The organism is Rhizobium sp. 32-5/1 (genome assembly GCF_029537235.1).
Lineage (GTDB): Bacteria > Pseudomonadota > Alphaproteobacteria > Rhizobiales > Rhizobiaceae > Pararhizobium.
In genome coordinates this window covers 3,731,065-3,756,443 of record NZ_CP120638.1, presented here as the reverse complement: position 1 = coordinate 3,756,443, position 25,379 = coordinate 3,731,065, and the positions used below count along the sequence as shown (strand labels likewise).

Genomic DNA, 25,379 nt, shown 5'->3' with positions numbered 1-25,379 from the left:
GGCAATGACGGCGAGCGCCAGCAAGCGGCACGATGATGCCCGCAATTCACAGGCTTCAATGCGCACCCAAATCATTTCACCAGCCAAAACCGGCGCTAGAAAAATTTGACATTCCCCGGCAATCTGGCGACAACTTGCACCCATCCTTGGCCGGGAACCGCCCGAATGACATTTGCCGCAAAAGACCTTGCCGCCAGTTCGGATTTCTTTTCCGCGATGCGCCTCTGCGCGCGGGAGATGACGGCGATGTTCAGCGAAAATCCGCGACAGGCATCGATCTTCGCGTCGCAGCAGCGCTGGCTCATGGCACAGGCCGGGTTCGCGCTTCATTACGACCGCGATCCCGCCGATCCTTCGTCAGGGCTCTATGCAGGTCGTTTCGTCGCGCAGGCCGTTGCGCACGGCATTGCGAGCCGCAACACGGCCGCTGCCTTCGTCCAGGAAATGCTCGCCTACCGGTTCGTCCACTACAGCGACAATCCGCCGGACCGGCGCATGCGTCCGCTGGAGCCGACGGAAACTGCCTGTCAGGCTGTCTGGAAATGGCTGAACGCCCATCTGGTAATCCTAGACGAACTGGACGGAGGCAGCCGTGCCGGCCGGCTGCCCTATGGCGACCCCTGTTTGCGCGGGTTCAGCCGCGCGTCGCCGAGGGCATCATTGAGAACCATGCGGTGCGAAATCCCGGAGAGACATTCAATCTTTTCACCTGGGCCAATTCCGGAGGCGTGGTGATGGACTATTTGATCTCGCATATCGCCGATTTCGACCCTTCCGCGGAACGCATCGATATCGGGCCGATCTCATCGAGCGATATCTGCGAACGATACATGATTTCGAAAACGCACCTGAAGCGCCTGATGAACAAGGCGTCAAGCATGGGCAGCCTCGGCATGGAGCAACGCGCCGGCAAGAACCATCTCTGGCTCTCGCAGGGTTTCATCCGTGAATACTGGAGCTATCAGGCCGAAAAATTCGCGATCATCGACCAAGCCTTTGCGCAGACAATCGCCACCGACGAACCGGTCACGCAGACGCGAGCAACTCTTTCAGCGTAGAGGAGGCCTTGGAAAAATCCATCTGCCCGGCATAACGCTCCTTCAGCACCGCCATGACCTTGCCCATGTCCTTGGGGCCGGCCGCGCCGACCTCGGCGATCACCGTGGCAAGATTGGCCCGGATTTCCGCGTCGCTGAGCTGCTTGGGCATGAAATCTTGCAAGACGACGATTTCGGCCCGTTCTTTGGCCGCCAGTTCGGGGCGGGCGTTGTCTTCGTAGATCTTCGCCGATTCTTCGCGCTGCTTGACCATCTTTGCCAGGATCTGCAGGATTTCGTCATCGCTCGCGTCACCCTTGCCGGCGGTGCGGTTGGCGATATCGCGAGTCTTGATCTCGGCCTGAATCAGACGGACGGTGGATAGCCGCGGCGCATCCTTCGATTTCATCGCATCCTTGAGGGCGGCAGCGAGTTGATCGCGCATCATTGTCCTTACTCCTGTTGATGACGTTCCATAAACCAGCCGGACAATCCGGAGCAAACGAATTGCGCATATCTCCGGCAAAAGCCGCGGGAAAAGCCGACCTCCGCGTCTTCAAGATTGACCTTGCGTGGCGCGGAAGCTATTGACCGTCACCTGCACAAACATCGTGACCAGGCCCGACAGCGCGCGCGTATCGCCCGCGTCTATCCGCCTGCGAACCAAAACGGCCGGACGACATTCTGTTGGATGTCTGACGCACGCCGCCTGAACGGGATGAAGACTATGACCGCGACAAGCCCCTGGACCACAGAAAAACCAACCGCCCTGCTCGTTCTGGCCGACGGCACTGTCATTACCGGCAAAGGCATCGGCGCAACCGGCAAGGTGCAGGCGGAAGTCTGCTTCAACACGGCGCTGACCGGCTATCAGGAAATTCTGACCGACCCCTCCTATCTCGGGCAGATCGTTACCTTCACCTTCCCCCATATCGGCAATATCGGTGCCAATGACGAGGACATCGAGGACCTGACGCCGGCAGCCCGCCACGGCGCGGTCGGCGTCATCTTCAAGGCCGACATTACCGACCCTTCGAGCTACCGTGCGGCAAAACACCTTGATGCTTGGCTGAAAGCCCGCGGCATCATCGGCATGTGCGGCATCGATACGCGCGCCCTGACGGCATGGATCCGCGAAAACGGCGCCCCGAACGCTGTCATCGCGCATGACCCGAACGGCGTCTTCGACATCGCCACGCTGAAGGCGGAGGCGAAGGCCTGGAGCGGGCTTGAGGGGCTCGATCTCGCCAAGGTCGCCTCCTCCGGCCAGACCTCGCGCTGGAGCGAAAAGCCCTGGGTCTGGAACGAAGGCTATGACGAACTGGCGGAAGCCGACACCACGCATCACGTCGTTGCACTCGACTACGGCGTCAAGCGCAACATCCTGCGCCTGTTCACCGGTCTCGGCTGCAAGGTCACCGTCATGCCGGCCTCGACCACCGCTGAAGAAGTGCTGGCGCAGAAGCCGGACGGCATTTTCCTGTCGAACGGCCCCGGCGATCCGGCAGCAACCGGCGAATACGCCGTCCCGGTCATCCAGGAACTCATCAAGACCGATATCCCGGTTTTCGGCATCTGCCTTGGCCACCAGATGCTGGGACTGGCGCTCGGTGCCAAGACCGAAAAGATGCACCAGGGCCACCACGGCGCCAACCATCCGGTGAAGGACCATACGACCGGCAAGGTCGAGATCGTCTCGATGAACCATGGCTTTGCCGTCGATGCCAAGTCGCTGCCAGATGGCGTCGAGGAAACCCATGTCTCCCTGTTCGACGGTACCAATTGCGGCCTGCGCCTGACCGGAAAGCCTGTCTTCTCGGTCCAGCACCACCCGGAAGCCTCGCCCGGTCCGCAGGACAGCCACTACCTCTTCCGCCGTTTCATCAATCTGGTGCGCGCGAAGAAGGGCGAGCCGGCGCTGGCTGAGCGCGGATAGTCCCCGTCCAGGATCGACTAAGACCGCATAATCATCATCAGCCTCTTCGCTTCTTGCGAAGGGGCTTTTTTGATGCCGATTGGTCGGGAACTCTCCGGAAAATTGTCTTTGCAATTTTATTAATTTCTAAAGCATAGAATTCAAGGGCGGTGGACTTAGGAGGCGACATCGCAAATCAATGCTTGAAATCATTTGACAGCGAGAACCATGCTCAAGCGCATTGAGACAAGCCAGCTCCGTGTCGGGATGTTCATTGAATCCCTTGAGGGTCCGTGGTTGAACAGCCCGCTTGCCGGACGCCGTTTCCTGCTTGAAAGCGAGACCGATGCGCGAACATTGAAACGCAGCAATCTCAGCGGTGTCTTCATCAATACGGCAAAAGGGCTGGATGCTCATTCGCCGCCGATGAACGTGCCAGCCGTCGTCGAAAAGGCACGCCGGCAGTTGCAATCGCCCGTCCGGCAGAGAAGGCAGCGGGAGGCCGTTGCCAAGGTTCTGAGCGAAGCCACCGGCCTGCTAAAGGGCGTTTTCGACGATGCGCGTGCGGGCAAGGACCTGACCGTCGCCATGGTTGCGCCGATCATCGCCCAGATAACGCGGGCAAGCCTGCGTCACAGCGATATCATTCTCAGCATGACACGCTTGAAGTCCGGGACGAGGCAACTTTCGTGCACTGCATCGCGGTTTCCGCTTTGATGATCCGGTTTGGCCAACATCTGAATTTTGACGAGCAAACCGTGCGCGCGCTTGGCATGGCCGGGCTTCTGCACGACATCGGCAAGCTGGCGATCCCCAGCGAACTGCTGACCAAGGATAGCGCCCTCAGTGAGAGTGAAATGCGCCTGATGCGCGAGCATCCTTCAAAAGGCCATGCCATGCTCTCGCGCCAGGCAGGCATGCCGGAGATCGTACTCGACGTCTGCCAGCATCATCATGAGCGCATGGACGGCAAGGGTTACCCCTATGGCCTTTCCGGCGACGCGATCAGCAAGTACGCAAGGATTGCCGCGATCTGTGACGTCTATGATGCAGTCACCTCGGCACGCCCATACAAGAAAGCCTGGACGCCGCAGGAAGCGGAAAGCTGGATGCTGGACCGAAAGGGCTGTTTCGACCGCCAGCTTCTGCTGCAGTTTCTGAACAACGTGCTGCAGTCCTGACGAGCTATGCCGGTTGAGCCAGCAATTTCCGTTCGGCCGAGAGAAAGCGGAAGAACCGCCAGGTGAGCGTAACACTTGCTGCCGTCAACCCCAGCACAAATCCATACCAAACCCCGAGACCGCCGAAGCCGAAATGGAAGGCCAGCAGATAGGCGGTGACAAAACCAATCGCCCAATAGGACAATAGCGCCAGGATCATCGGCACCGTCGTGTCCTTCAGGCCGCGCAGCATGCCGGCCGCCAGGGCCTGGACGCCATCGACCAGCTGGAACGCACCGGCAATGACGATCAGCGGGCCGGCATAGGCCAGCACCTGCGCGGCATCCGGCCGGCTGGTATCGAGGTACATGGCCGCAAGTTCATGCGAAAACAGGGCGAAGATGGCGCTGCCGATCAGAGCAAAGCCGCAGCCGATGACGAGAACGGCGATCGCCGCCCGCTTGATGCCCTCCGCATCGCGGCGCCCATGCGCAAGGCCGATGCGCACCGTCGCCACCTGCGCGAGGCCAAGCGGCACCATGAAGGCAATCGAGGCGAACTGAAGCGCGATCCCGTGGGCCGCCAGTTCGACGGTACCGATCATGCCCATCAAGAGCGAGGCCACCGTAAACAGGCTGACTTCGGCAAGGATCGTGACGGCGATCGGCAGGCCGAGCTTGAAGACCTCCCACAGCACCGGCCAGTCAGGCCGCCAAAAGCGAACGAAGATCTCATGGGACCGGGTTTCCGGCTGGAACTGGATATAGGCATAAAGCAGGATAAAGCTCAGCATATTGACGATCAGCGCGGAAATGCCGGCACCGACGATGCCGAGCGCCGGTGCGCCGAAATGGCCATAGATGAAGATGTAGCAGAGACCGGCATTGGCGATCAGCACGATCATCGTCACGTAGAGGATGATGCCGGCGCGCTCCAGCGAGCTCAGAAAACCGCGCAGGACCATGAACAGCAGGGCCGGAAACATGCCCCAGAGCGCCACCTTCAGATAGCTGCCGGCAAGGGCTGCGACTTCGGGCTGCTGGCGCATCAATAGGAGGATCGATTCGGCATGCCAGAGCAGCGGCGCCGTCAAGGCGCCGTAAGCCAGCACAGCCCACATGCCCATGCGCACGGCACGGCGAACCGCGACCCGATCGCCCCTGCCCTCCGCCTGTGCCACGATCGGCACGACGGCATTGGCAAAGCCGGAGCCGAAGATGAACACGGTGAAGAACATCTGCGCCGCCAGCACCATGGCAGCCAGTTCCGTCGTCCCGAGCCGACCAACCATCAATACGTCGGTTGCATGGATGGCAAACTGCGCCAGTTGGGCGCCAACAAAAGGCAGGCCGAGCGCGATCGAGGCGCGGTAATGCGCGGACCAGGAATTGTCGGTGCGGACGCCCGTATTGCTATGGGTCGAAATCAACATGGAAGATTGAGCCTTGGCTTCGTCGCAGCCGGAATGGGCCGCATGACGGAGAAGCAAGGAAATAGATCAACCGCCGTCCAAGAACCAGCCGAAATCACGCGAATGCGTATTTTTTCATCGAAACATCACGAAACTTGATGATCTTTTCGGCAGCATGGTCACGCTGATTGCGGAGAGACCTTTTCTGGCAGATCCGCTGACGGCCGGATTTTCAAGAGATAGACCACAAGCGCGACGACGACGAAGCAGGCGGCGAGCGCATAGGGGGCACCGGCAAAGGCGACGGGGCTCGCTGGTCCGGTGAAATGACTGAAGATCTGCGTGAAGATTACCGGGCCGATGATCGTGGTGATGCTCGAAAGGCTCGACAGCGCGCCCTGCAATTCGCCCTGCGCCGAGGGCGGGACTTTCGCGGCGGCAACGCTGCGCAGCGGTGCATCGGCCAGCGCTTCGAGGCAAGTAAGCACGATCACGGCATAGACCATCCAGCCCTGCCATGCCAAGGCATAGCCGAACAGGCCGACCGCCGTGAAAACCAGCCCCACCGCGCCGGTTTTCCACTCGCCCAACACGGGCAATATGCGCGGCAGGACCACCCCCATGACAAAGGCGCCGCCAATGCCGAAAATTCCCAGCGACAGGCCGATCTGGCCTTCGCTCCAACCATAACGGGCCGCGGAAACGAAAGGCCAGACGGAGGGGTAGACCGCGTGGGCCAGCCAGTAGAGGAAGAAAACGAGGCCGACCCAGCCGATGCCGGGATAATGGCGCATCTGTTTCAGGGCGCCAAGCGGATTGGCGCGACGCCAGTCGAAACGGCGGCGATGTTCCATGCCCAGCGTTTCCGGCAGGAAGAACAAGGCCAGAAGGAAGTTGGCGAAGGCCAGTGCCGCGGCACCGTAGAACGGCACGCGCGGGCCGAATTCCCCAGCAGCCCGCCCAGCACAGGGCCGAGCGCGAAACCGGTGCCAAACGCGATGCCGATCAGGCCGAAATTCTTGGCGCGGTTGCTGTCGTCGCTGACATCGGCGATGTAGGCCGCAGCCGTCGAGAAACTCGCGCCGCTGATCCCGGCCAGCACCCGGCCGACGAACAGCATCCAGTAACTGACCGCAAGCGCGCAGATGAGATTGTCGATGGCAAAGGTCAGCACCGAGGCAAGCAGCACGGGGCGTCGCCCGAAACGATCGGACAGATTGCCGATGAAGGGCGCAAAGAGAAACTGCATGGCGGCATAGACCAGGAGCAGCCATCCGCCATCCACCGCGGCCTCCGAGAGGCTGGCCCCGGTCAGTTCCACCAGATAGGCGGGAAGAACCGGCATGATGATCGCCAGGCCCATCACATCGAGAAACAGGATGACGAAAACCAGGAACAGACCGCGGCGCGCCGATTTCGGATCGATCATCGTACAAACCTCTGACTGCAGCCGGCTGTCGATACGGAAGGCGAACAACGGCAGGGAAATGGTCTTTAGAGAAAACTTTAACCGAAACAATCCATGAACATTTCAATATTAGTGATGATTGCTTCGGGAACATTGATAACGCGGTTGGGCTACATTGCCGGTTCGCGGGGCTGTCGGGACCGACCTTTGACGAAATCGACGAAAGCCCGAAGCGGCGGTGGCATGTGCCTTCGGCTGGCATAATAGAGATAGGGTCCGGAAAAATCCGGCAGCCAGTCCTCAAGGATCGGCACGAGTTCGCCGCGCGCAATGGCCGGGCTCAGGAACTCCTCGAATGTCGCGATGATGCCGAGCCCGGAAATGGCGACGCTGATCTCCAGTTCCAGCGTATTGGCGGTGACCCGGGCCTTGGGCGAGAGACGCACGACCTCCTCCCCCGCTCGAATTCCCAGGGTGCGACCCTGCCGCTGGAGAAACGATGGCGGATGCAGGCGTGATCGAGGATTTCGCGCGGATGACGCGGTTCGCCATGGGCGAGCAGGTAGCCGGGTGACGCGGCAAGCACGAAACGCTGGCGACGCGGACCGATCGGCACGGCGATCATATCCTTTTCCAGCATCTCGCCATAGCGCACCCCGGCGTCGAAACCGGCGGCAAGCACATCAATGAAACTGTCGTCGGCGCTGACCTCCAGCGCGATGCCGGGATAGGCCTTCAGGAAATCCGCGATGATGCCGGGCAGCACGACACGGGCAACGACCGTCGCCACATTCAGCCGCAAGGTTCCCGTGGCGCTGTCGCGAAAGCTGCCGACCTGATCGAGCGCGGCGGCGACTTCGCCCAGCGCTGGCGACAGCCGCTCCAGCAACTGCTCGCCGGCTTCCGTCAAGGTGACGCTGCGGGTGGTGCGGTTGAGAAGCCGCACGCCGAGCCGCTGCTCCAGCCGGCGCAGGGCCTCGCTCAGCGACGACGCCGAAACGCCGCGCAGGCGGGCGGCGGCGCGAAAATTCCGCTCCCGTGCGACGGCAGTGAAGGCATCAAGGTCAGCCAGCGGCAAATCACTCATTGTTCTTATTTCCAAACAACCCGTTCATGTCGAGATGGATTATCGCACAAAACACTTGCGCGTAAAACAGTCTCCGGAACAGGCCGTCGCAGCCCAAGCCCCTTCGCGGCGGGAAACAAGGAGAAGCACAATGAAACAGGTTCAACTCGGCAAGACCGGCCCCATGGTCTCGACACTCAGCCTCGGCTGCATGGGCATGTCCGGCATGTACGGCCCGTCGGATCGGGCGACCGGCATCGCCACCATCCATGCCGCGCTTGATGCCGGCATCAACCTGCTCGATACCGGCGATTTCTACGGCATGGGCCACAATGAAATGCTGATCGGCGAAGCCCTGAAGGGTATCGATCGCGACAGGATCATCCTCAGCGTTAAGACGGGCGCGCTGCGCGACCGCGACGGTGGTTTCAACGGCATCGACAATCGCCCGGCGGCCCTGAAGAATTTCATCGCCTATTCGCTGCAGCGCCTCGGCGTCGATTATATCGACATCTACCGCCCTGCCCGTCTCGACCCCAATGTGCCGATCGAAGAGACCGTCGGCGCTATCGCGGACATGATCAAGGCCGGTTATGTCCGCCATATCGGGCTGTCGGAAGTCGGCGCAGAGACGATCCGCCGTGCAGCGGCCGTTCATCCGATCGTCGACCTGCAGATCGAATATTCGCTAATCTCGCGGGGAATCGAGGATGCGATCCTGCCCGCGTGCCGCGATCTCAGCATCGGCGTCACCGCCTATGGTGTGCTATCACGGGGGCTCATCAGCGGCCACTGGAAGAAGGGCCAGGGAACCGAGAAGAGCGATTTCCGCTCCCACGGACCGCGCTTCCAGGCGGAAAATCTCGACCGCAACCTGTCACTGGTTGAGGCCCTGCGCGTCATTGCCGAGGAAAAGGGTGCGTCAGTTGCGCAGATCGCCATCGCCTGGGTGGCAGCAAAGGGCGCGGATATCATACCTGTCATCGGCGCCCGCCGGCCCGACCGCCTGGCAGAGGCGCTCGGCTCGCAGGCCGTCACGCTGACAGCCGATGATCTCTCCGCCATCGAACGGGCAGTGCCGAAGGATGCCGCCGCCGGCGGGCGTTATCCGGAAGCGATGCTCGCCCATATGGACAGCGAGAAATAACCGGAAAGGTTTCGGCGATCCGCGCGCGGGGATCGCCATCAATCGACGTAGACGACCTTGCCGCCGTTCAGGGCCGTCTGGACAGCATTGACGCGCCCAAAGGCGATCCCGCGACGCTCGAGAAGTTGCCGGATGGCCGGCGTCGCGCGGATTTCCTCCTGCGCCTTGGCTCGCGTCCGGGCCGATGGGTTGCGATAGATCGACGGGATCTGCGGATAGTCGATAATATCGGAATACTGGCTGAGCCGGATGATCGTCACCCCCGGTACGGACTGGGCGTACGCGGGAATGGCACCGAGCGACAACGCGACGGCGGCCACCGCCAGGCTAAGTGTTTTTTCATGACTGCTTCTCCAGAATCGGGGAGGTATCGCACCCTATCGGGCAAATAGGACCTTGCCGCCATTGGCCGCCGTCTCGATCGCCAGCACGTTGTGCGGCTGGATGTGGCGACGTTCGATGAAATCGCGCAGCGTCGGATTGGACATCACCTCGGATTGCGCATTGGCGCGGGTCTCGGGCGAAGGGTTGCGGTAGATGACCGGTGCCCGCTGGTCGTTCTGCGAATCCGTATTCAGCCAGACGACATTGATGCCCGGCTCGAGCGGACGGCCGAAGAGGATATTGCCGACAGGCTCGTCGGCGCTGGCCGAGAGGGGAATGGAAAGGGATAAAGCCGCCGCGGCAAGGGCGAAATTAATGGACCGACGCATTGTTTTCTCCTTCATGGTCCTGTCGGCGCGAAGAAAAATCGCCGCTCCGACAGGATGTGATCGTGAAGTCTGATGTAGGCCGGCCGCCGGGATTTACGATGGCGCAACGGGCCGTACACGTAAATTTGACAGGCGGATCAACGGTACTGCGCTGTCAGATATTGCCTTTGAATGTATCACAAGCCGACATCTTGCCGCTGTCGTAGCCGCGCTTGAACCACTTCGAGCGCTGTGCGGACGTGCCGTGGTTGAAGCTTTCCGGAACGACATAGCCCTGCGTGCGCTTCTGGAGCGTGTCGTCGCCGATCTGGGTCGCCGCGTTCAGGGCTTCCTCGACGTCCCCTTGATCAAGGAGGCCCTTCTGCTCGGTATATTTTCCCCAGATGCCGGCAAAACAATCGGCCTGAAGCTCGACGCGCACGGACATGGCGTTGGCATCGGCCTCGCTCATTGATTGCCGGGCCTGGTTGAACTTCGGCAGAACGCCGATCAGGTTCTGGACGTGATGGCCGACTTCATGGGCCAGCACGTATGCCTGGGCAAAGTCGCCCGTCGCATCGAACTTCTGGGCCAGTTCGTCGAAGAACTGCATGTCGAGATAGACCTTGCGGTCGCCCGGGCAGTAGAAAGGCCCGGTCGCCGAGGATGCCATGCCGCAGGCCGAGTTGATGCCGTCACGGAAAAGCACGAGCTTCGGTTCCTCGTAAGTTTCGCCTTCAGCCTGGAAGATGCCGTTCCATGTGTCTTCCGTTTCCGCCAGCACCGTCGACATGAAGGCCTTGGTTTCTTCCTCCTGCGCCGTACCCTGCGGCGCCTGTGAACCATCGCTCTGTTCGTAGCTGCTCGACGGACCAGACATTGAGCCGCCGTCCATCAGCTGCAACAAATCGATACCCATCATCTTAAGGCCGAAATAGATCACCACCAGGACGACGATCGTGCCGATGCTCATTCCGCCGCCGGCCCGGCCCGGCCCGCCACCCGTGGGAAGCCGGAAGCCGCCCCGTCCGAAGGGATTGCCACCCAGCCCGCCGCGGCTCGCTCCGCGCTGGTCCTCGACATTGCCTGACTGGCGGCGGCCTTTCCATTCCATGAACGATCTCCCGGTCTTGCCTGCCTCTCCGGCACGCACCTTGTTGTTTGCCATCATATAACGCGCGAGAAGCGATTTTGTCCAAGATCAAACGGAAGAAAACGCTTCATGCGTTTAGGCTCAACTGGAAAGACCATTGGCAGCGGAGGGACGACCATGCCAGACTGGTGAACATTGTTTTGGGAGGAACGACACTATGAAGGCAGTGCGGCTCGAATCCATCGGCGAGATCTTCGTCCGCGAGGTGGAAACGCCCGTGCCCGGGCCGGACGATCTTCTCGTGCGTGTCGAAGCGTGCGGCATCTGCGGGACCGATCGGCATCTGCTGCACGGCGAGTTCCCTCCGTACCGCCGCTGACGCTGGGGCACGAGTTCTGCGGCATTGTCGAAGCGATGGGCAGCGATGTTAAGAGCTTTTCGCTCGGCAGCCGCATCACCGGCGACCCCAATATTTCCTGCGGACGCTGCCCGCAATGCCTGGCAGGCCGGGTCAATCTCTGCCGCAACCTGAAAGCCATCGGCATCAGCCGCGATGGTGGATTCGCGGACTATGTCATCGTGCCGCAGAAGCAGGCCTTCGAAATCCCGCTGACGCTTGACCCCGTACACGGCGCCTTCTGCGAGCCGCTGGCCTGCTGCCTGCATGGCATAGATATGGCGCAGATCAAGGCCGGCTCGTCGGTCGTGGTGCTCGGCGGCGGGGTCATCGGGCTGTTGACTGTGCAACTCGCACGGCTTGCGGGCGCCACCACCGTCATCCTCTCGACGCGGCAGCAATCGCGCCGGACGCTGGCCGAAGAGATCGGCGCGACGGCCACGGTCGATCCTTCCGCCGGCGACGTGATCGAGCAGATCGCTGGGCCGAACGGGCTGGTTCCCGGCGGCGTCGATGTCGTTCTGGAATGCGCCGGCGTGGCAGAAACCGTGCAGCAATCGACACGCCTCGCAAAGGCCGGCGGCACCGTCGTCATTCTCGGCGTTCTGCCGCAGGGCGAAAAAGTCGAGATCGAACCCTTCGACATTTTGTTTCGCGAATTGCGGGTGCTCGGCTCCTTCATCAATCCCTTCACGCACCGCCGCGCCGCAGATCTGGTCGCGTCCGGCGCCATCGAGATCGACAAGCTGATTTCGAGACGGATTTCACTGGAAGAAGCGCCTGACGTCATCAGCCGGCCGGCAGCACCCGGTGAAGTCAAGGTTCTGGTCATTCCAGGCGGAGCCGCATGAGCGAAAGACAGTCCCGAGAGCACGCACGTCACGCCCTGTTGAAGGCGTCGGTTCTTTTTATTGGAACACAAGCGGTGTAAGAATCATTTCGAATGTTAACCGCTATCCCGTTATGGCGGGGCGGCGGCGAAGTCGGAGGACCGGGATGGACATTTTTGCATTGAGGCGGCCGGTATCGGTCTCGATTCTTATGGCGGCGGCCGGCACTTTCGCGGCTGCGACCCTGCCTGCCTATCCCGCAAAGGCCGCGGACTGCGCAGCTGTGGCCGCTCCCGGCCTCGACTGGGCCGAATGCAGCAAAAAGAACCTCATGCTGCAATACAGCGACCTTCAGGGCGCCAATCTGTTCAGCACGGATTTCGCCATGACCGACCTGACCAGTTCCAACTTCAATGCGGCGAACTTTGAAAAGGCGACCCTGCTGCGCAGCTGGCTGAATGGCTCGAAGGCCGAAAAGGCGAATTTCACCAAGGTCGAGGCCTATCGCAGCAGCTTTGCCAACATCACTGCCGCCGGCGCGACCTTTGCCGGCGCAGAACTGCAGCGCGCCGACTTCACCGGCGCCGACCTGACCGGCGTCAGCTTCGAAAAAGCCGAGCTTGGCCGCGCCAATTTCAGCAAGGCGAACCTGACCGGGGTCAAGTTTTCTTTCGCCAACCTGTCGCGCGCGCAACTCAGCGAAGCCACGTTCGAAGGGCCGCTCGGCTTCGACCACGCCTTCCTGTTCCTGACGCGAATCGAAGGCATGGACCTGTCGGCGGCGGAGGGGCTGGAGCAGTCGCAGGTCAACCTTGCCTGCGGCGACAAGTCCACGAAACTGCCCTCTGGCCTGGTCAATCCGCCGGAATGGCCATGCGATTTCGAATAGCGTGATAAGACCGGCGCTGAGACAGCCTTGCGCGCTACCTATAGCCTATGAAAAACACCACCGATTTTCCTGTCGATTCCGGAATTTTCGGGGTTCCGCTTGGGCCCACATTTCCCTATAAGCCGCTTCTAGCCTCGAAAGACCATTTCTGCGCAGCCGGCCGGTGAACTTCATCCGGGCCGGTTTTTCGCGCAGCCGGAAAAGCGGATAGAGATCATGCCAAAGCGCCAAGACATCAAATCGATCCTCATCATCGGTGCAGGACCGATTGTCATCGGCCAGGCCTGCGAATTCGACTATTCCGGCACACAGGCCTGCAAGGCACTGAAGGAAGAGGGATACCGGGTCATCCTGGTCAATTCCAACCCGGCAACCATCATGACCGACCCGGATCTCGCAGATGCGACCTATGTCGAGCCGATCACGCCGGAAGTCGTGGCCAAGATCATCGCCAAGGAGCGCCCTGACGCGCTTCTGCCAACCATGGGCGGCCAGACGGCACTGAACACGGCGCTCTCCTTGAAGCGCATGGGTGTCCTCGACCGTTACAATGTCGAGATGATCGGCGCCAAGCCCGCTGCCATCGACATGGCGGAAGACCGGGCGCTGTTCCGTGAAGCCATGGCGCGCATCGGGCTCGAAACACCGAAATCGCTGCTGGCAAACGCCACCGATATCAAGGATCACGACCGCAAGCTGCATGTGGCCGAGCGCGACAAACTGAAAGCATCTCTATCAGGCGCCGACCTCGACAAGGCGCTGGACGATCTCGAAAACACCTGGAACCTGGGCGAGACTGACCGCAAGCAGCGCTACATGAGCCATGCCATGGCGATCGGCGCGCAGGCGCTCGACCAGATCGGCCTGCCCGCCATCATCCGCCCGTCCTTCACCATGGGCGGCACCGGCGGCGGCATTGCGTATAATCGTTCGGAATTCTTCGAGATCGTCAATTCCGGCCTCGATGCCTCGCCGACCACCGAAGTGCTGATCGAGGAATCGGTTCTCGGCTGGAAGGAGTACGAGATGGAAGTGGTTCGCGACACCGCGGACAACTGCATCATCATCTGCTCGATCGAGAACATCGACCCGATGGGCGTGCACACCGGCGACTCAATCACCGTCGCACCAGCGCTGACGCTGACCGACAAGGAATACCAGATCATGCGCAACGCCTCGATCGCGGTGCTGCGCGAGATCGGCGTGGAGACCGGCGGCTCGAACGTACAGTTCGCCGTCAATCCGGAAAATGGCCGCCTTGTCGTCATCGAGATGAACCCGCGCGTGTCGCGCTCGTCTGCGCTCGCTTCGAAGGCAACCGGCTTCCCCATCGCCAAGGTCGCCGCCAAGCTCGCCGTCGGCTACACGCTCGACGAACTCGACAACGACATTACTGGCGGTGCAACGCCAGCCTCGTTCGAACCGTCGATCGACTATGTCGTCACCAAGATCCCGCGCTTTGCCTTCGAGAAATTCCCGGGCGCCGGCACGACGCTGACGACAGCGATGAAGTCGGTCGGGGAAGTCATGGCGATCGGCCGCACCTTTGCCGAATCGCTGCAAAAGGCGCTGCGTGGCCTTGAAACCGGCCTGACCGGTCTCGACGAAATCGAGATCCCCGGCCTTGAAGCAACCGGCGACAACCACAATGCCATCCGCGCCGCGATCGGCACGCCGACCCCCGACCGGCTGCGTATGGTCGCCCAGGCCCTGCGCATGGGCATGTCGGAAGCTGACGTTCACGACGGCTGCAAGATCGATCCCTGGTTCATCGCCCAGTTGAAGGCAATCGTCGATATGGAAGCACGCGTGCGCGAGCACGGCTTGCCGACAGATCCGGAAAACCTGCGCATGCTGAAGGGCATGGGCTTTTCGGATGCACGTCTTGCCACGCTTTCGGGCAAGCGTCCGAAGGAAGTCGCCGAACTGCGCAACAGCCTGAATGTGCGCCCCGTCTTCAAGCGCATCGACACCTGCGCTGCCGAATTCGCCTCCCCGACCGCCTATATGTATTCGACCTACGAGACGCCGTTTGATGGCGTTGCACGCTCGGAAGCGCAGATTTCCGATCGCAAGAAGGTCGTGATCCTCGGCGGCGGTCCGAACCGAATCGGCCAGGGCATCGAGTTCGACTATTGCTGCTGCCACGCCGCCTTTGCGCTGCGCGACGCCGGCTTCGAGGCGATCATGATCAACTGCAACCCGGAAACCGTCTCGACCGACTACGACACGTCGGATCGTCTCTATTTCGAGCCGCTGACGGCCGAAGACGTGATCGAGGTTCTGCGCGCCGAGCAGGAAAACGGCACGCTGCACGGCGTCATCGTCCAGTTCGGCGGCCAGACGCCGCTGAAGCTGGCCGAAGCGCTGGAAAAGAACGGCATCCCGATCCTCGGCACCGCGCCTGATATGATCGATCTCGCCGAAGACCGCGACCGCTTCCAGAAGCTGTTGATGAAGCTCGACCTCAACCAGCCGAACAACGGCATCGCCTACTCCGTCGAGCAGGCCCGTCTCGTCGCCTCGGAAATCGGCTTCCCCTGGTCGTGCGCCCGTCCTATGTGCTCGGCGGCCGCGCCATGCAGATCATCCATTCGGAAGGCATGCTGCAGAGCTACCTGCTCGATACGGTGCCGGGTCTCGTGCCCGAGGACATCAAGCAGCGCTATCCGAACGACAAGACCGGCCAGATCAACACGCTGCTCGGCAAGAACCCGCTGCTGTTCGACACCTACCTCACCAATGCCATCGAGGTTGACGTCGATGCCATTTCCGACGGCACGGATGTTTTCGTCTCCGGCATCATGGAGCATATCGAGGAAGCCGGCATCCATTCGGGCGACAGTGCCTGCTCGCTGCCGGTCAACACGCTGTCGAACGAGATCGTCGACGAACTGGAACGCCAGACCAAGGCGATGGCCAAGGCGCTGAATGTCGTTGGCCTGATGAACGTTCAGTTCGCCATCAAGGACGGCACGATCTACGTGCTGGAGGTCAACCCGCGCGCATCGCGCACCGTGCCCTTCGTCGCCAAGACCATCGGCGCGCCGATCGCCAAGATCGCCGCCCGCATCATGGCCGGCGAAAAGCTCGATGCGGCGATCGCCGCCTACGGCAAGCGCCCCGACCCGCGCAACCTGCCGCACATCGCCGTCAAGGAAGCCGTCTTCCCGTTCGCCCGCTTCCCCGGCGTCGATATCCTGCTCGGCCCTGAAATGCGCTCGACGGGCGAAGTCATCGGCCTCGACAAGACCTTTGCGATGGCATTCGCCAAGGCGCAGCTGGGCGCCGGCGTTGATCTCCCGCGTGACGGTACAGTGTTTGTCTCGGTGCGCGACGAAGACAAGGAACGCGTGCTGCCGGCGATCAAAATTCTGGTTGAGAGCGGCTTTAAGGTCATGGCGACCGGCGGCACCGCCCGCTTCCTGGCCGAAAAGGGTATCACCGCCATCAAGATCAACAAGGTGCTGGAAGGCCGCCCGCACATCGAGGACGCCATCCGGAACCGCCAGGTGCAACTGGTCATCAACACGACCGACAGCTCGAAAGCGATCTCGGACTCAAAGTCCCTGCGCCGCGCGACGCTGATGCAGAAGGTGCCGTACTACACCACCATGTCCGGCGCGGAAGCCGCCGCTCAGGCCATCCAGGCCCTGAAAGCCGGTAGCCTCGACGTCCACCCGCTGCAGAGCTATTTCAAGGTGTGATGCTTTTGGGACGCCTCAAGCTGGGGCGTCCCTTTTCTGCCTATTGTCCTTTCCCAATGCGAACCAGCCGCGCCATGCGCAGACCCGCCATAGCCGAGAGTGAGGCCACAAGGCAGCTGCCGGTAAACACGACAAGCATCGCGGAACGCAGCACCTCTGCGCCGATGCCCTCGCCGAAACCCATTGTGTTGGCGACGAGCCCGAAAAATGCAGCGCCGATGGCGTAGCCGGCAGACTGGAGCGTTGGCAGCATGGCCGATGTCCGGTCGCGCTCCTCGTCGCTCGAGACATCCATCATCAACTGGCTGAGTGTGCCCCAGGACGTTCCGAAGCCGGCTCCGATTGCGCCCTGTGCAGGAATGACCAGCCAGAGCTGATCGGTGCCAATGGCAAGCGCCACGAGGAAAAGACCAATCAGGACCAGCACCGGTCCCACTTGCATGACGAGATGTCGGGTCTCCGCAGACTTCAGGCTCGCGACCGCGATCGCGGTCAGGCTCCAGGACACAGCCATGCCCGCGCCGATCGCGCCGGCAACGGTGGGTGAAAGCATCCAGAGATGCTGCAGGCTGTAAATGAGGAACACGGCGGCGGCGGCCTGCGCCAGTGGCATTAGAAGAACCACCCAGAGCCCTGCCCCCAAAGCCTTGTCGAGCGAAAAGGCGGCGCGCGGCAACATCGGATTTTCGGACCGCCTGTCGAGACCGACAACGACGGCAAGCAGGACCATGGCACCAGCAAGAAACAGGCTCATCAGGAGAACTGCATCGACCGTGCCGGCAAGCGAAATCATGAGAATGCCGACACCCGCCAAGGCAAGCCGTGAAAGCGGCAGGGTGGATGTCGACGCGCTGGCCTGAGCCGCCTTCGGCACGATGAAGAGCACGAGGATGATGAAGATGACGGCAGCGGGAAGGCTGACGAAAAATGCGAGCCGCCAGGACCAGTGCTCCGTCAGGACGCCGGCGACGAGCGGACCGGAAAACGCTGCCGTTGCCCAGACGATCGCTTCAGCACCAAAGACCTTCGGCACCAGGCGCGAAGGGAAAAGTTCCGGGATCAGCGCATAACACAAAGCGGCAACGACGCCCTCGCCCGCGCCCTGCAACAGTCGCCCGACGAGAACATGCAGCATCTCCGTGGCGACGGTCGCAATGAGCGTGCCGACGATGAAAACCGAAGCCGCCGCAAGCAGCGTCCGGCGCGCGCCGAACCGCTGCTTCAGATGGGCCGCCATCATGCCGCCGATGATGGCGAAGACGAGATAGACCGTGAAGGCCCAGGAGAGCAGCGCCGTCCCGCCCAGATCCTGGACAGCCGACGGCAGGGCCGTGGCGATGAAAAATTCATTGAAGGCAAACAGGGCAACACCAAGGCACAAGGTCACGGTCGATGCCAGATTGCGGGGTGTCAGCAATTCTCCCCACGTGGCGGACATGCTGTCCCCATCGGTGCGTGCTTCTGTCTCGTCGTGCTGCACAATCTCGTTCGTCATCTGCGTCTCCATTGGGGTCGCGGGACTGATACGACCTCAACTGCGCTTGAGGTAAAGCCTTTTTTAAAGCCCCGATGTTTTTGTCGGCGGCGGGCGAAACGCTGACGCAGCGACGCGCGTTTCGAGATTGCCAATCACAAACGAGCAAGCGAGAGTGCGCGTCGTTATCAGCGAGGCAGGGCATGCAACAGACGACAGAGAGCAAACACGCCGGCCGGCGGGAATGGATCGGGCTTTACGTCCTTTCGATCGCCTGCCTGATCTATTCGATGGACCTCTCGGTGCTTTTCCTGGCCATGCCGGCAATCGTTGCCGATCTCGACCCCACTGCCGCTGAACTGCTGTGGATCAACGATATTTACGGCTTCATGGTCGCCGGTTTTCTCGTAACCATGGGCACGCTCGGCGATCGCATCGGTCGCAGGCGCGTGCTGCTTGTCGGCGCCTTCGCCTTCGGCATCGCATCGGCTCTGGCAGCCTTTTCGACCACCGCGCAGCAACTGATCGCCGCGCGCGCCTTGCTTGGCATCGCGGGAGCGACGGTCGCGCCATCGACGCTGTCGCTGATCGTCAATCTGTTCGAAAACGAGGGTGAGCGAAACCGCGCCATCGGCGTCTGGGGCACGGCCTTTGCGCTCGGCGGGCTTGTCGGCCCGCTCATTGGTGGCTTGCTGCTCCAGTATTTCCACTGGGGATCGGTGTTTCTGATCAACATACCTGTCATGCTCGGCCTTCTCATTGCCGGACCACTTCTGCTTCCGGAATACAAGAACGCAGAGGGTGCCCGCATCGACCTCTTGAGTGTCATATTTTCGCTCGCAGCCGTACTCCCTTTCATCTACGGGCTGAAGCACATGGCCGCCTATGGGTTCGAAGCGGATCAGGCGGTTGCTCTGGCAATCGGGTTCGCCTTCGGTTTCGCCTTCATCAGCCGGCAGAAGAAACTCACCCATCCGCTGATCGATTTGCAGCTTTTCAAGATTCCGGCGTTTACCGCATCGCTGGCGGTCAATCTCGCCGGTGTTTTCTTCATCTTCGGCATCTTTCTCTTCCAGAACCTCTTTCTCCAACTGGTGACCGGACTTTCGGCCTTCGAGGCGGCGATCTGGTCGATACCGTCCTCGCTGATCTTCACCGTCATGTCCTTCCAGGCGCATCGCTTCACCAACCGTTTGGGACCGTCGAGGACCGTTATCCTCGGCCTGCTCGTCAATGCGGTGGGGACAGCAGCGATGGGCCTTGCCGCCTATCACCAGAGTGCCGTCGGCATTCTGGCCGCCAGCATGGTCATCGCCGTCGGTTTCGTGCCTGTCATCCTCACGACCACAGGCTTGATCGTTGGGACCGCCCCACCGGAACGGGCGGGCTCGGCTTCGGCGATTTCGGAAACAAGCGCGGAGTTCGGCGGCGCGCTCGGCGTCGCTTTGCTCGGCAGCATCGGAACATTCATTTATCGATCGACCATGGCCGGCGCCGATCTCAGCGGCCTAACGCCGCAGCAGGTGGAGACCGCGTCCTCGACACTCGCCAGCGCGGTGGAAATGGTGAAATCGTTCGGCGAGATCCAACCTGCTTGGCTCGATCTCGCCCGTTCCGGGTTTTCGCTTGGCTTTGCAGCCTGCTGTCTGCTTGCCACCGTGTCGCTCCTCGCCCTTGCCGCCATCGCCCGCCGCATCTATGCGACAGCCCATGTAGACGACAATCTGCCCAGCGGACATTGACGCCGCCAGCGATGACATCGGCGATCAGTACCCGCCGACGATCGGCAGAATTTCGCCGGTAATGTAGCTGGAGCAATGCGAAGAGGCGAGGAAGACATAGGCCGGCGCGATTTCCTCCGGCTGCGCCGGACGCTTCATCGGCGTTTCCGCGCCGAATTTCGATACATACTCGGCTTCCTTGTCCGATGGGTTGAGGGGCGTCCAGACCGGCCCCGGCGCCACGGCATTGACGCGAATGCCCCTGGGCACGAGTTGGCTGGACAAAGCTTTGGTAAAGGCGTGGATGCCGCCCTTGGTCATCGAATAATCCAGCAGTTCCTTGCCGCCTTCGAGACCGGTGACGGATCCGGTGTTGACGATAGCGCTGCCCTCTTTCATGTGTGGCACCGCAGCCTGCGCCATGAAAAAATAGCCATAGAGGTTGGTCTTCAGAGTTTCGTCGAAATGCTCTTCCGTCAAATCCAGCACGTCGTTGGTATGGACCTGGAAGGCAGCGTTGTTGACCAGCACATCGAGACCGCCGAACACCTCGACGACTGCCGCCACTGCCTTCTGGCAGAAAGCCCTGTCCTTGACGTCACCGGGAATGGCCATCGCTTGCGGCCCTCGGCCTCAATCGCGGCAAGAGTGTCGTCCGCGTCCTTGCCTTCCGCCAAATGCAGGATCGCGACATCGGCACCTTCGCGGGCGAACAGCACGGCAACCGCCCTGCCGATGCCGCTGTCGCCGCCGGTGATCAAGGCCACCTTTCCTTCCAGCTTGCCGGACCCTTTGTAAAAAGGCGCCTCATAAAGCGGCGCGGGGTCAAGCTTGTGTTCGGCACCGGGTTTCGGCTGGTGCTGTTTGGGAAAAGGTGGAACGGGATAGACGCGGGCGCCGGCTTGCATGGCGCCATCTTTGGAGGCTCCCGCCTTGCGCTCGTGCTTCGCATCGGACGCCGCCACTTGGCGCTGGATATCGCGCTGTTTTTCTGCGGCCTTGACCGCAGGGCTGTTTCTGGATGTCATCCTCTTTCTCCTCGTTTACATCTGCGTCGGCTTGATGGTGCCGACGGAAACGGTGCCGTCGACAACGCCGCGCGGGCCATCCGCCGCCACGGCAGACGCAGGCTCCTCGATCACCGTATAAAGCCGCTCATTGCGAAAGGCGCTGGCATGGCGGGTCGAATTGCCCTCCGCCGGCAGCGCGTCTATTTCCGTGAAATCCAGTTCGGCATCGGCAGCGACGATCCGCGCATCGGCAGGTGATTCTGCGCGCACGACGATCTCACCCATATTTTCCGCATTATCCCAATTCGGATCGTGGGCGGCTGCGATGGGCACCAGTCGATAAAGTCTCAACATGTGTTGCTGCATTGTCTGCTCCTCGGTTCCTGCTTTCCCTCAGGGCGCTGACGCCCGATCGATCGCTTCTGCGCGGGCAATCGCGGTTCGCACGATCGCAAGGGCCTCTGCATCGGCAATATTCTGAATGGCAAAACCGATATCCGGCTCGACGCCTGGATCCTCTTCCTGATCGCGCACCGTTTCGCTGTCCGTAAGCAGCTTTTCGATCAGTTGGCGCCCGTTGCTGTCGCTCGCCAGCGAAGTGAGAATCGCGATCAGCAGCTTGCGGTGCGCGTTCAACCGTCCCTCGACGGTTTCCGGGGATGGGTTTGTCATGGTTCTCCCTTTCGTGACGGTGCAACGATCGCCCGCGGGCTTTGTTCCAAAGCGCTCAAAAGCAACCGCTCCGCCGCGGCATCATCATACACGTCCGAAAAATCTGGCTTTCCGCTTCGGGTTTCTGCTATAAGCGACCTTCAAATGTTTCGGACGGTTCCGGAGTTAACGCTCCGGTGACCGTTTTCTTTTGTGCTGACGCCTGCGGAAAGCAGGCCCGGCGCGGACTATGAAGGACAGTGAAATGGTCGAAAAAGTACCGATGACTCAGGGTGGATTCGTCAAGCTGCAGGAAGAACTGCGCTGGCGCCAGCAGGAAGAGCGCCCGCGGATCATCGAAGCAATTTCCGAAGCGCGCGCCCATGGCGACCTTTCGGAAAATGCCGAATATCATGCGGCCAAGGAAGCGCAGAGCCACAATGAGGGCCGAATCGCCGAAGTGGAAGATTACGTCGCCCGTGCGGAAGTGATCGACCTGTCGAAGATGTCCGGCTCGAAGATCAAGTTCGGCGCTACCGTCAAGCTGGTCGACGAGGACACCGAGGAAAACAAGACCTACCAGATCGTCGGCGACCAGGAAGCCGACGTGAAGCAGGGCCGCATCTCCATCTCCTCGCCGATCGCCCGCGCCCTGATCGGCAAGGAAGTCGGCGATTCGATCGAGGTCGTGGCGCCCGGCGGCTCCAAGGCCTATGAGATCCTGGCGATCAACTGGGGCTGAACAGCCCTGATGGCATGAATTGAAAAGCCCGGACGGCGCATTGCTGCCTCCGGGCTTTTTGTTTCGATGACGAAACTTTCATCAAGGGCAGTCGATCGTGGAAAACATCAGCGACGTCGAAATCATCGCGCCGAACTTCAAGCGGCGGCTTTCCGGCGTCACATCGACCATCATCCAGCTCATTCCGGTTCAGCGCAGGCTCGGCCAGAAGATCGCGACGCTCGGACCCGGCCTGCCCAATACCCTGCCGCATATCGGCTTTTCCGCCTTGCTGCGCCTCTGGGCACGCCCGAAGAACCGCACCTGTCGGGTCTGGCATGCGCGCCGGAATGTCGAGATGCTGCCGGCTATCATCCTGCGCGATCTCCTGCGCATGAAATTGAAGATCGTCTTCACCTCCGCCTCGCAGCGACGGCATACCGGGTGGAGCAAATTCCTGATCGGCCGCATGGATGCGGTGATTGCCACCAGCAACAAGACCGCCGCCTATCTCGACGTACCGTCAACGACGATCATGCACGGCATCGACGGCCGTCGTTTTTTCCCGCCGAGGACAAGCAAGCTGCCAAAGCGAGAGTCGGTCTCCCGGCGGACAAGAAGATTGCGGGATGTTTCGGCCGCGTGCGACGCCAGAAGGGCACGGATATTTTCGTCGATAGCATGATCGCCCTTCTGCCGACGCGGCCCGACTGGATCGCCATCATCGCCGGCCGCGCGACGGGGCAGCATGTCGCCTTTGAAACCATGCTGAAGGAAAAGGTTGCGGCCGCCGGTCTCGCGGACCGCATCCTGTTCGTCGGCGAACACACCAACATTCCCGACTGGTACCGGGCGCTGGACCTGTTCATCGCGCCGCAGCGCTGGGAAGGTTTTGGCCTCACGCCGCTGGAAGCCATGGCGACGGCGGTGCCTGTCGTGGCAACCGATGTCGGCGCCTTTTCCGAATTGCTGGAAACAGGCGAAAACGAAACGGGTCAGCTGATCGCCGCCGACGCGCTCGGCGAGATGGTGCAACCCGCAGCAGTCTTCATGGATGATCCCGTGCGCGCACAACTGGCCGGCGAACGCGGCCTGTTCCGCGCCAGCACGCATTTCACCATCGAAGGCGAGGCACGGAGCCTTGGCGCAATCTATGAACAATTGCTGAGCCGAGCCTGAAAAGGCTTACGGCTTGCGCTTGAACAGCTCGATATAGGCCCCAGCCACGGCATCCTCGGAAAACTGCTGCATCAATGTCGCATGTCCGCCGGCTGCGACATACGCGGCAAGGGCCTTGTCATTGATCAGGCGCTCGATCGCGCGGGAAAATCCGTCGACATCACCGATATCGGCCAAAAGCCCGTTTTCGCCGTCCTGCATGAACCAGCTCGGCCCTTCCGAGCGGCTGGAGACCACAGGCTTTTCCTGCGCCCAGGCTTCGAGGATGACATTGCCGAGCGGCTCGTGGCTCGACGGCATGACGAAGATGTCGGCGGCGGCGAGAAAAGGACGCGTGTCCTTCTGCCAGCCGAGGAAGCGGACGCGATCCAGCACGCCGAGATCGGCGGCAAGTTTCTCGACATTTTCCCGTTCCTCGCCATCGCCGGCAAGCCAGAGATAGACGCCGGGCAGTTTCGCCACGGCCTCCGTCAACAGCGCAAAACCCTTGCGCGGCACGAAACGCCCCATCGACATGACGACGGGTACACCTTCCGGCGTATCGAGGCTCGCCCGATCAATCGGCGCAACACGTTCGGTATTGGTGAAATTGGAGATAACCTCGACGCCGCGCGTCCAGCCGATCCGACGCACATGCTCGCCGATGCCCGGCGTGTTGCAGACGAGCACATCGGTGTTCTTGAAATAGCTGAGATTGGTGGGATAGTCGCCAAGCCGCGAGATCTTGATGCAGCCCTTGTAGTTCGGCATCAGGCGGCTGGCCCGGGTCGCCCAGGAAAACAGCGCATCCGGCTTGTCGCGCCGCGCATTGCGCATGACCTTCAGCGGCAGCAGCAGGCGATCCGTCGACAGATTGCGGAAATTGCTTTCGATCAGCTTGGCGGAGTTTTCGATATCCTTGCGCCACAGCCGGTTCGGGCGAATGACGGCCGTCTGCTCGACGCCGCGCCGCGCCAGCGCATTGACGAGGTGGACGAAGAAGCGCTCGGCGCCGCCGTCCTTGCCGAAGTGGTAGTGATGAACCTTCATGGCATCCTCATTGCCGCGGCGCCCGCGTTCCATGTCGTCGAAATTCGGCTTCCGCTTCAGTGCATGCCGCTGGTAGATCTTGGCGGCCGTCAGAAAGGCGTAGACCGCGCCGGTCGCCGCCTCGATGAAGCCGGGAAAACCGCAGCGCCAGAGGCCGTTGCGGAAATACAGCCGCAGGAAATAGAGCGGCGGGCTGAAAATCATCTTGTAGCCCCGTGGCGGCTTGCCGGCAGCAAACTGCTGGTCGGCCTTCAGCGTCGAATACTTGTTTTCCTTGAGAATCTGTTCGTCGATAACAAGCGGGCGATAGTGCAGCAGGCTGCCTGTCGCAGCCGCCTCGACCTTGCCGTCCGGAACGATGCCCTCGTGGACCTTCTGGGCGAGGTCATAGGCACCCCTACCCTTGCGGATCAGCCGCAGGTTCTTGCGCTCGCGCACCCGGTCAGGCGTATAGCCGTAGCCGATCAGATAGGGTCGCCGCGCGACGCGCCAGCCGACCGTTTCGACTGGGGCCGCAAGCAGCGTCGGCAAAAGCTCTTGCAGCGGCGCGTCGAGCCGCTCGTCCGCATCGATGTTCAGGCACCAGGGCTGAGTACATTGCTCCAGCGCAAACTGCTTCTGCCCGGCGTAACCGCGCCAGGCCTCGAACAGGAACCGGATCGGCCAACCCTTTTCGATATAGGACTGCACCAGCGCTGCCGTTCCATCCGTCGATCCGGAATCGACGATGACGATCTCCGCACAGCTTTCCAGGCTCTCGATGCAATTGCTGAGATAGGCCTCCTCATTTAGGCAGATGATGAAGGCGGAGATCGGAAGTTTCGACATGATCGCCGCGCCCG

Annotated in this window: 15 protein-coding genes and 9 pseudogenes; 11 read left to right on the top strand and 13 right to left on the bottom strand. The window is 61.3% G+C overall.

Translation table 11 applies throughout. The features are described 5' to 3' along the window. Positions 1-165 precede the first annotated feature (165 nt). Positions 166-1,058: pseudogene (locus P6U16_RS18890) on the top strand (hypothetical protein). On the opposite strand, the gene P6U16_RS18885 reads toward P6U16_RS18890, so the two are convergent. Continuing rightward, positions 1,027-1,485 (bottom strand): GatB/YqeY domain-containing protein, encoded by a 459-nt coding sequence (locus P6U16_RS18885; RefSeq protein ID WP_277701776.1) that lies wholly within the window; start codon positions 1,483-1,485, stop codon positions 1,027-1,029. The pseudogene P6U16_RS18890 and the gene P6U16_RS18885 overlap by 32 nt on opposite strands. A 279-nt stretch (positions 1,486-1,764) precedes the next feature. On the opposite strand from P6U16_RS18885, the gene carA reads away from it, so the two are divergent. Then, positions 1,765-2,973 (top strand): glutamine-hydrolyzing carbamoyl-phosphate synthase small subunit, encoded by a 1,209-nt coding sequence (gene carA, locus P6U16_RS18880; RefSeq protein WP_277701775.1) that lies wholly within the window; start codon positions 1,765-1,767, stop codon positions 2,971-2,973. Between the two features lie 207 nt (positions 2,974-3,180). Next, a pseudogene (locus P6U16_RS18875) lies at positions 3,181-4,133 on the top strand (HD-GYP domain-containing protein). Positions 4,134-4,137: 4 nt separating this feature from the next. On the opposite strand, the gene P6U16_RS18870 reads toward P6U16_RS18875, so the two are convergent. The 3 genes and pseudogenes from P6U16_RS18870 to P6U16_RS18860 form a co-directional block, all read right to left on the bottom strand. After that, complete coding sequence (locus tag P6U16_RS18870) at positions 4,138-5,544, bottom strand: MATE family efflux transporter (protein WP_277701774.1); 1,407 nt, start codon at positions 5,542-5,544, stop codon at positions 4,138-4,140. Positions 5,545-5,702: 158 nt separating this feature from the next. Then, a pseudogene (locus P6U16_RS18865) lies at positions 5,703-6,952 on the bottom strand (MFS transporter). Positions 6,953-7,101: 149 nt separating this feature from the next. Next, positions 7,102-8,018, bottom strand: a pseudogene (locus P6U16_RS18860) (LysR family transcriptional regulator). 130 nt (positions 8,019-8,148) lie between these two features. On the opposite strand from P6U16_RS18860, the gene P6U16_RS18855 reads away from it, so the two are divergent. Next, positions 8,149-9,144 (top strand): aldo/keto reductase, encoded by a 996-nt coding sequence (locus P6U16_RS18855; protein ID WP_277701773.1) that lies wholly within the window; start codon positions 8,149-8,151, stop codon positions 9,142-9,144. Between the two features lie 38 nt (positions 9,145-9,182). On the opposite strand, the gene P6U16_RS18850 is transcribed toward P6U16_RS18855, so the two are convergent. From P6U16_RS18850 to P6U16_RS18840, 3 genes are all read right to left on the bottom strand, one after another. After that, positions 9,183-9,464 carry a hypothetical protein gene (locus P6U16_RS18850; RefSeq protein WP_277701772.1) on the bottom strand — a complete coding sequence of 94 codons (282 nt, stop codon included), beginning with the start codon at positions 9,462-9,464 and terminating at the stop codon, positions 9,183-9,185. A gap of 57 nt (positions 9,465-9,521) precedes the next feature. Next, the gene (locus P6U16_RS18845; RefSeq protein ID WP_277701771.1) at positions 9,522-9,857 is read right to left on the bottom strand and encodes a hypothetical protein; all 336 of its coding nucleotides are present in this window, start codon (positions 9,855-9,857) and stop codon (positions 9,522-9,524) included. A 154-nt stretch (positions 9,858-10,011) separates the two neighbouring features. Next, positions 10,012-10,950 carry a neutral zinc metallopeptidase gene (locus P6U16_RS18840; protein ID WP_277701770.1) on the bottom strand — a complete coding sequence of 313 codons (939 nt, stop codon included), beginning with the start codon at positions 10,948-10,950 and terminating at the stop codon, positions 10,012-10,014. A gap of 196 nt (positions 10,951-11,146) precedes the next feature. Here P6U16_RS18840 and P6U16_RS28440 point away from each other — a divergent pair. The 4 genes and pseudogenes from P6U16_RS28440 (at position 11,147) to carB (ending at position 16,752) form a co-directional block, all read left to right on the top strand. Continuing rightward, positions 11,147-11,542: pseudogene (locus tag P6U16_RS28440) on the top strand (alcohol dehydrogenase catalytic domain-containing protein). A 62-nt stretch (positions 11,543-11,604) separates the two neighbouring features. Then, the gene (locus P6U16_RS28435; protein ID WP_349017699.1) at positions 11,605-12,177 is read left to right on the top strand and encodes a zinc-binding dehydrogenase; all 573 of its coding nucleotides are present in this window, start codon (positions 11,605-11,607) and stop codon (positions 12,175-12,177) included. A 190-nt stretch (positions 12,178-12,367) separates the two neighbouring features. After that, positions 12,368-13,045, top strand: coding sequence for a pentapeptide repeat-containing protein (locus tag P6U16_RS18830; protein ID WP_277703905.1), 678 nt, complete (start codon positions 12,368-12,370; stop codon positions 13,043-13,045). 216 nt (positions 13,046-13,261) lie between these two features. Beyond that, positions 13,262-16,752 (top strand): annotated as a pseudogene (gene carB / locus P6U16_RS18825) (carbamoyl-phosphate synthase large subunit). 40 nt (positions 16,753-16,792) lie between these two features. Here carB and P6U16_RS18820 read toward each other — a convergent pair. Then, positions 16,793-18,190, bottom strand: coding sequence for an MFS transporter (locus P6U16_RS18820; protein WP_277703904.1), 1,398 nt, complete (start codon positions 18,188-18,190; stop codon positions 16,793-16,795). Between the two features lie 239 nt (positions 18,191-18,429). Here P6U16_RS18820 and P6U16_RS18815 point away from each other — a divergent pair, with 239 nt between their 5' ends. Beyond that, positions 18,430-19,968 carry an MFS transporter gene (locus P6U16_RS18815; RefSeq protein WP_277701769.1) on the top strand — a complete coding sequence of 513 codons (1,539 nt, stop codon included), beginning with the start codon at positions 18,430-18,432 and terminating at the stop codon, positions 19,966-19,968. 24 nt (positions 19,969-19,992) lie between these two features. Here the strand turns inward: P6U16_RS18815 and P6U16_RS18810 are convergent. The 3 genes and pseudogenes from P6U16_RS18810 to P6U16_RS18800 form a co-directional block, all read right to left on the bottom strand. Then, positions 19,993-20,975 (bottom strand): annotated as a pseudogene (locus P6U16_RS18810) (SDR family oxidoreductase). Between the two features lie 15 nt (positions 20,976-20,990). Beyond that, the gene (locus P6U16_RS18805; protein WP_277701768.1) at positions 20,991-21,323 is read right to left on the bottom strand and encodes a hypothetical protein; all 333 of its coding nucleotides are present in this window, start codon (positions 21,321-21,323) and stop codon (positions 20,991-20,993) included. A gap of 27 nt (positions 21,324-21,350) precedes the next feature. Next, a complete protein-coding gene (locus P6U16_RS18800) occupies positions 21,351-21,629 on the bottom strand; it encodes a hypothetical protein (protein ID WP_277701767.1) in 279 nt (92 codons plus the stop codon). A 244-nt stretch (positions 21,630-21,873) separates the two neighbouring features. Between P6U16_RS18800 and greA the strand changes: the two genes are divergently transcribed. Next, positions 21,874-22,350: a transcription elongation factor GreA gene (gene greA / locus P6U16_RS18795; RefSeq protein ID WP_277701766.1), complete on the top strand. Its 477-nt coding sequence runs from the start codon at positions 21,874-21,876 to the stop codon at positions 22,348-22,350. A gap of 97 nt (positions 22,351-22,447) precedes the next feature. After that, positions 22,448-23,508, top strand: a pseudogene (locus tag P6U16_RS18790) (glycosyltransferase family 4 protein). A gap of 6 nt (positions 23,509-23,514) precedes the next feature. On the opposite strand, the gene P6U16_RS18785 reads toward P6U16_RS18790, so the two are convergent. Together P6U16_RS18785 and P6U16_RS18780 are read right to left on the bottom strand one after the other, a co-directional pair. Then, positions 23,515-24,537 (bottom strand): glycosyltransferase, encoded by a 1,023-nt coding sequence (locus tag P6U16_RS18785; protein ID WP_277703903.1) that lies wholly within the window; start codon positions 24,535-24,537, stop codon positions 23,515-23,517. Positions 24,538-24,561: 24 nt separating this feature from the next. Next, a pseudogene (locus P6U16_RS18780) lies at positions 24,562-25,368 on the bottom strand (glycosyltransferase family 2 protein); the annotation flags it as partial. Positions 25,369-25,379 lie beyond the last annotated feature (11 nt).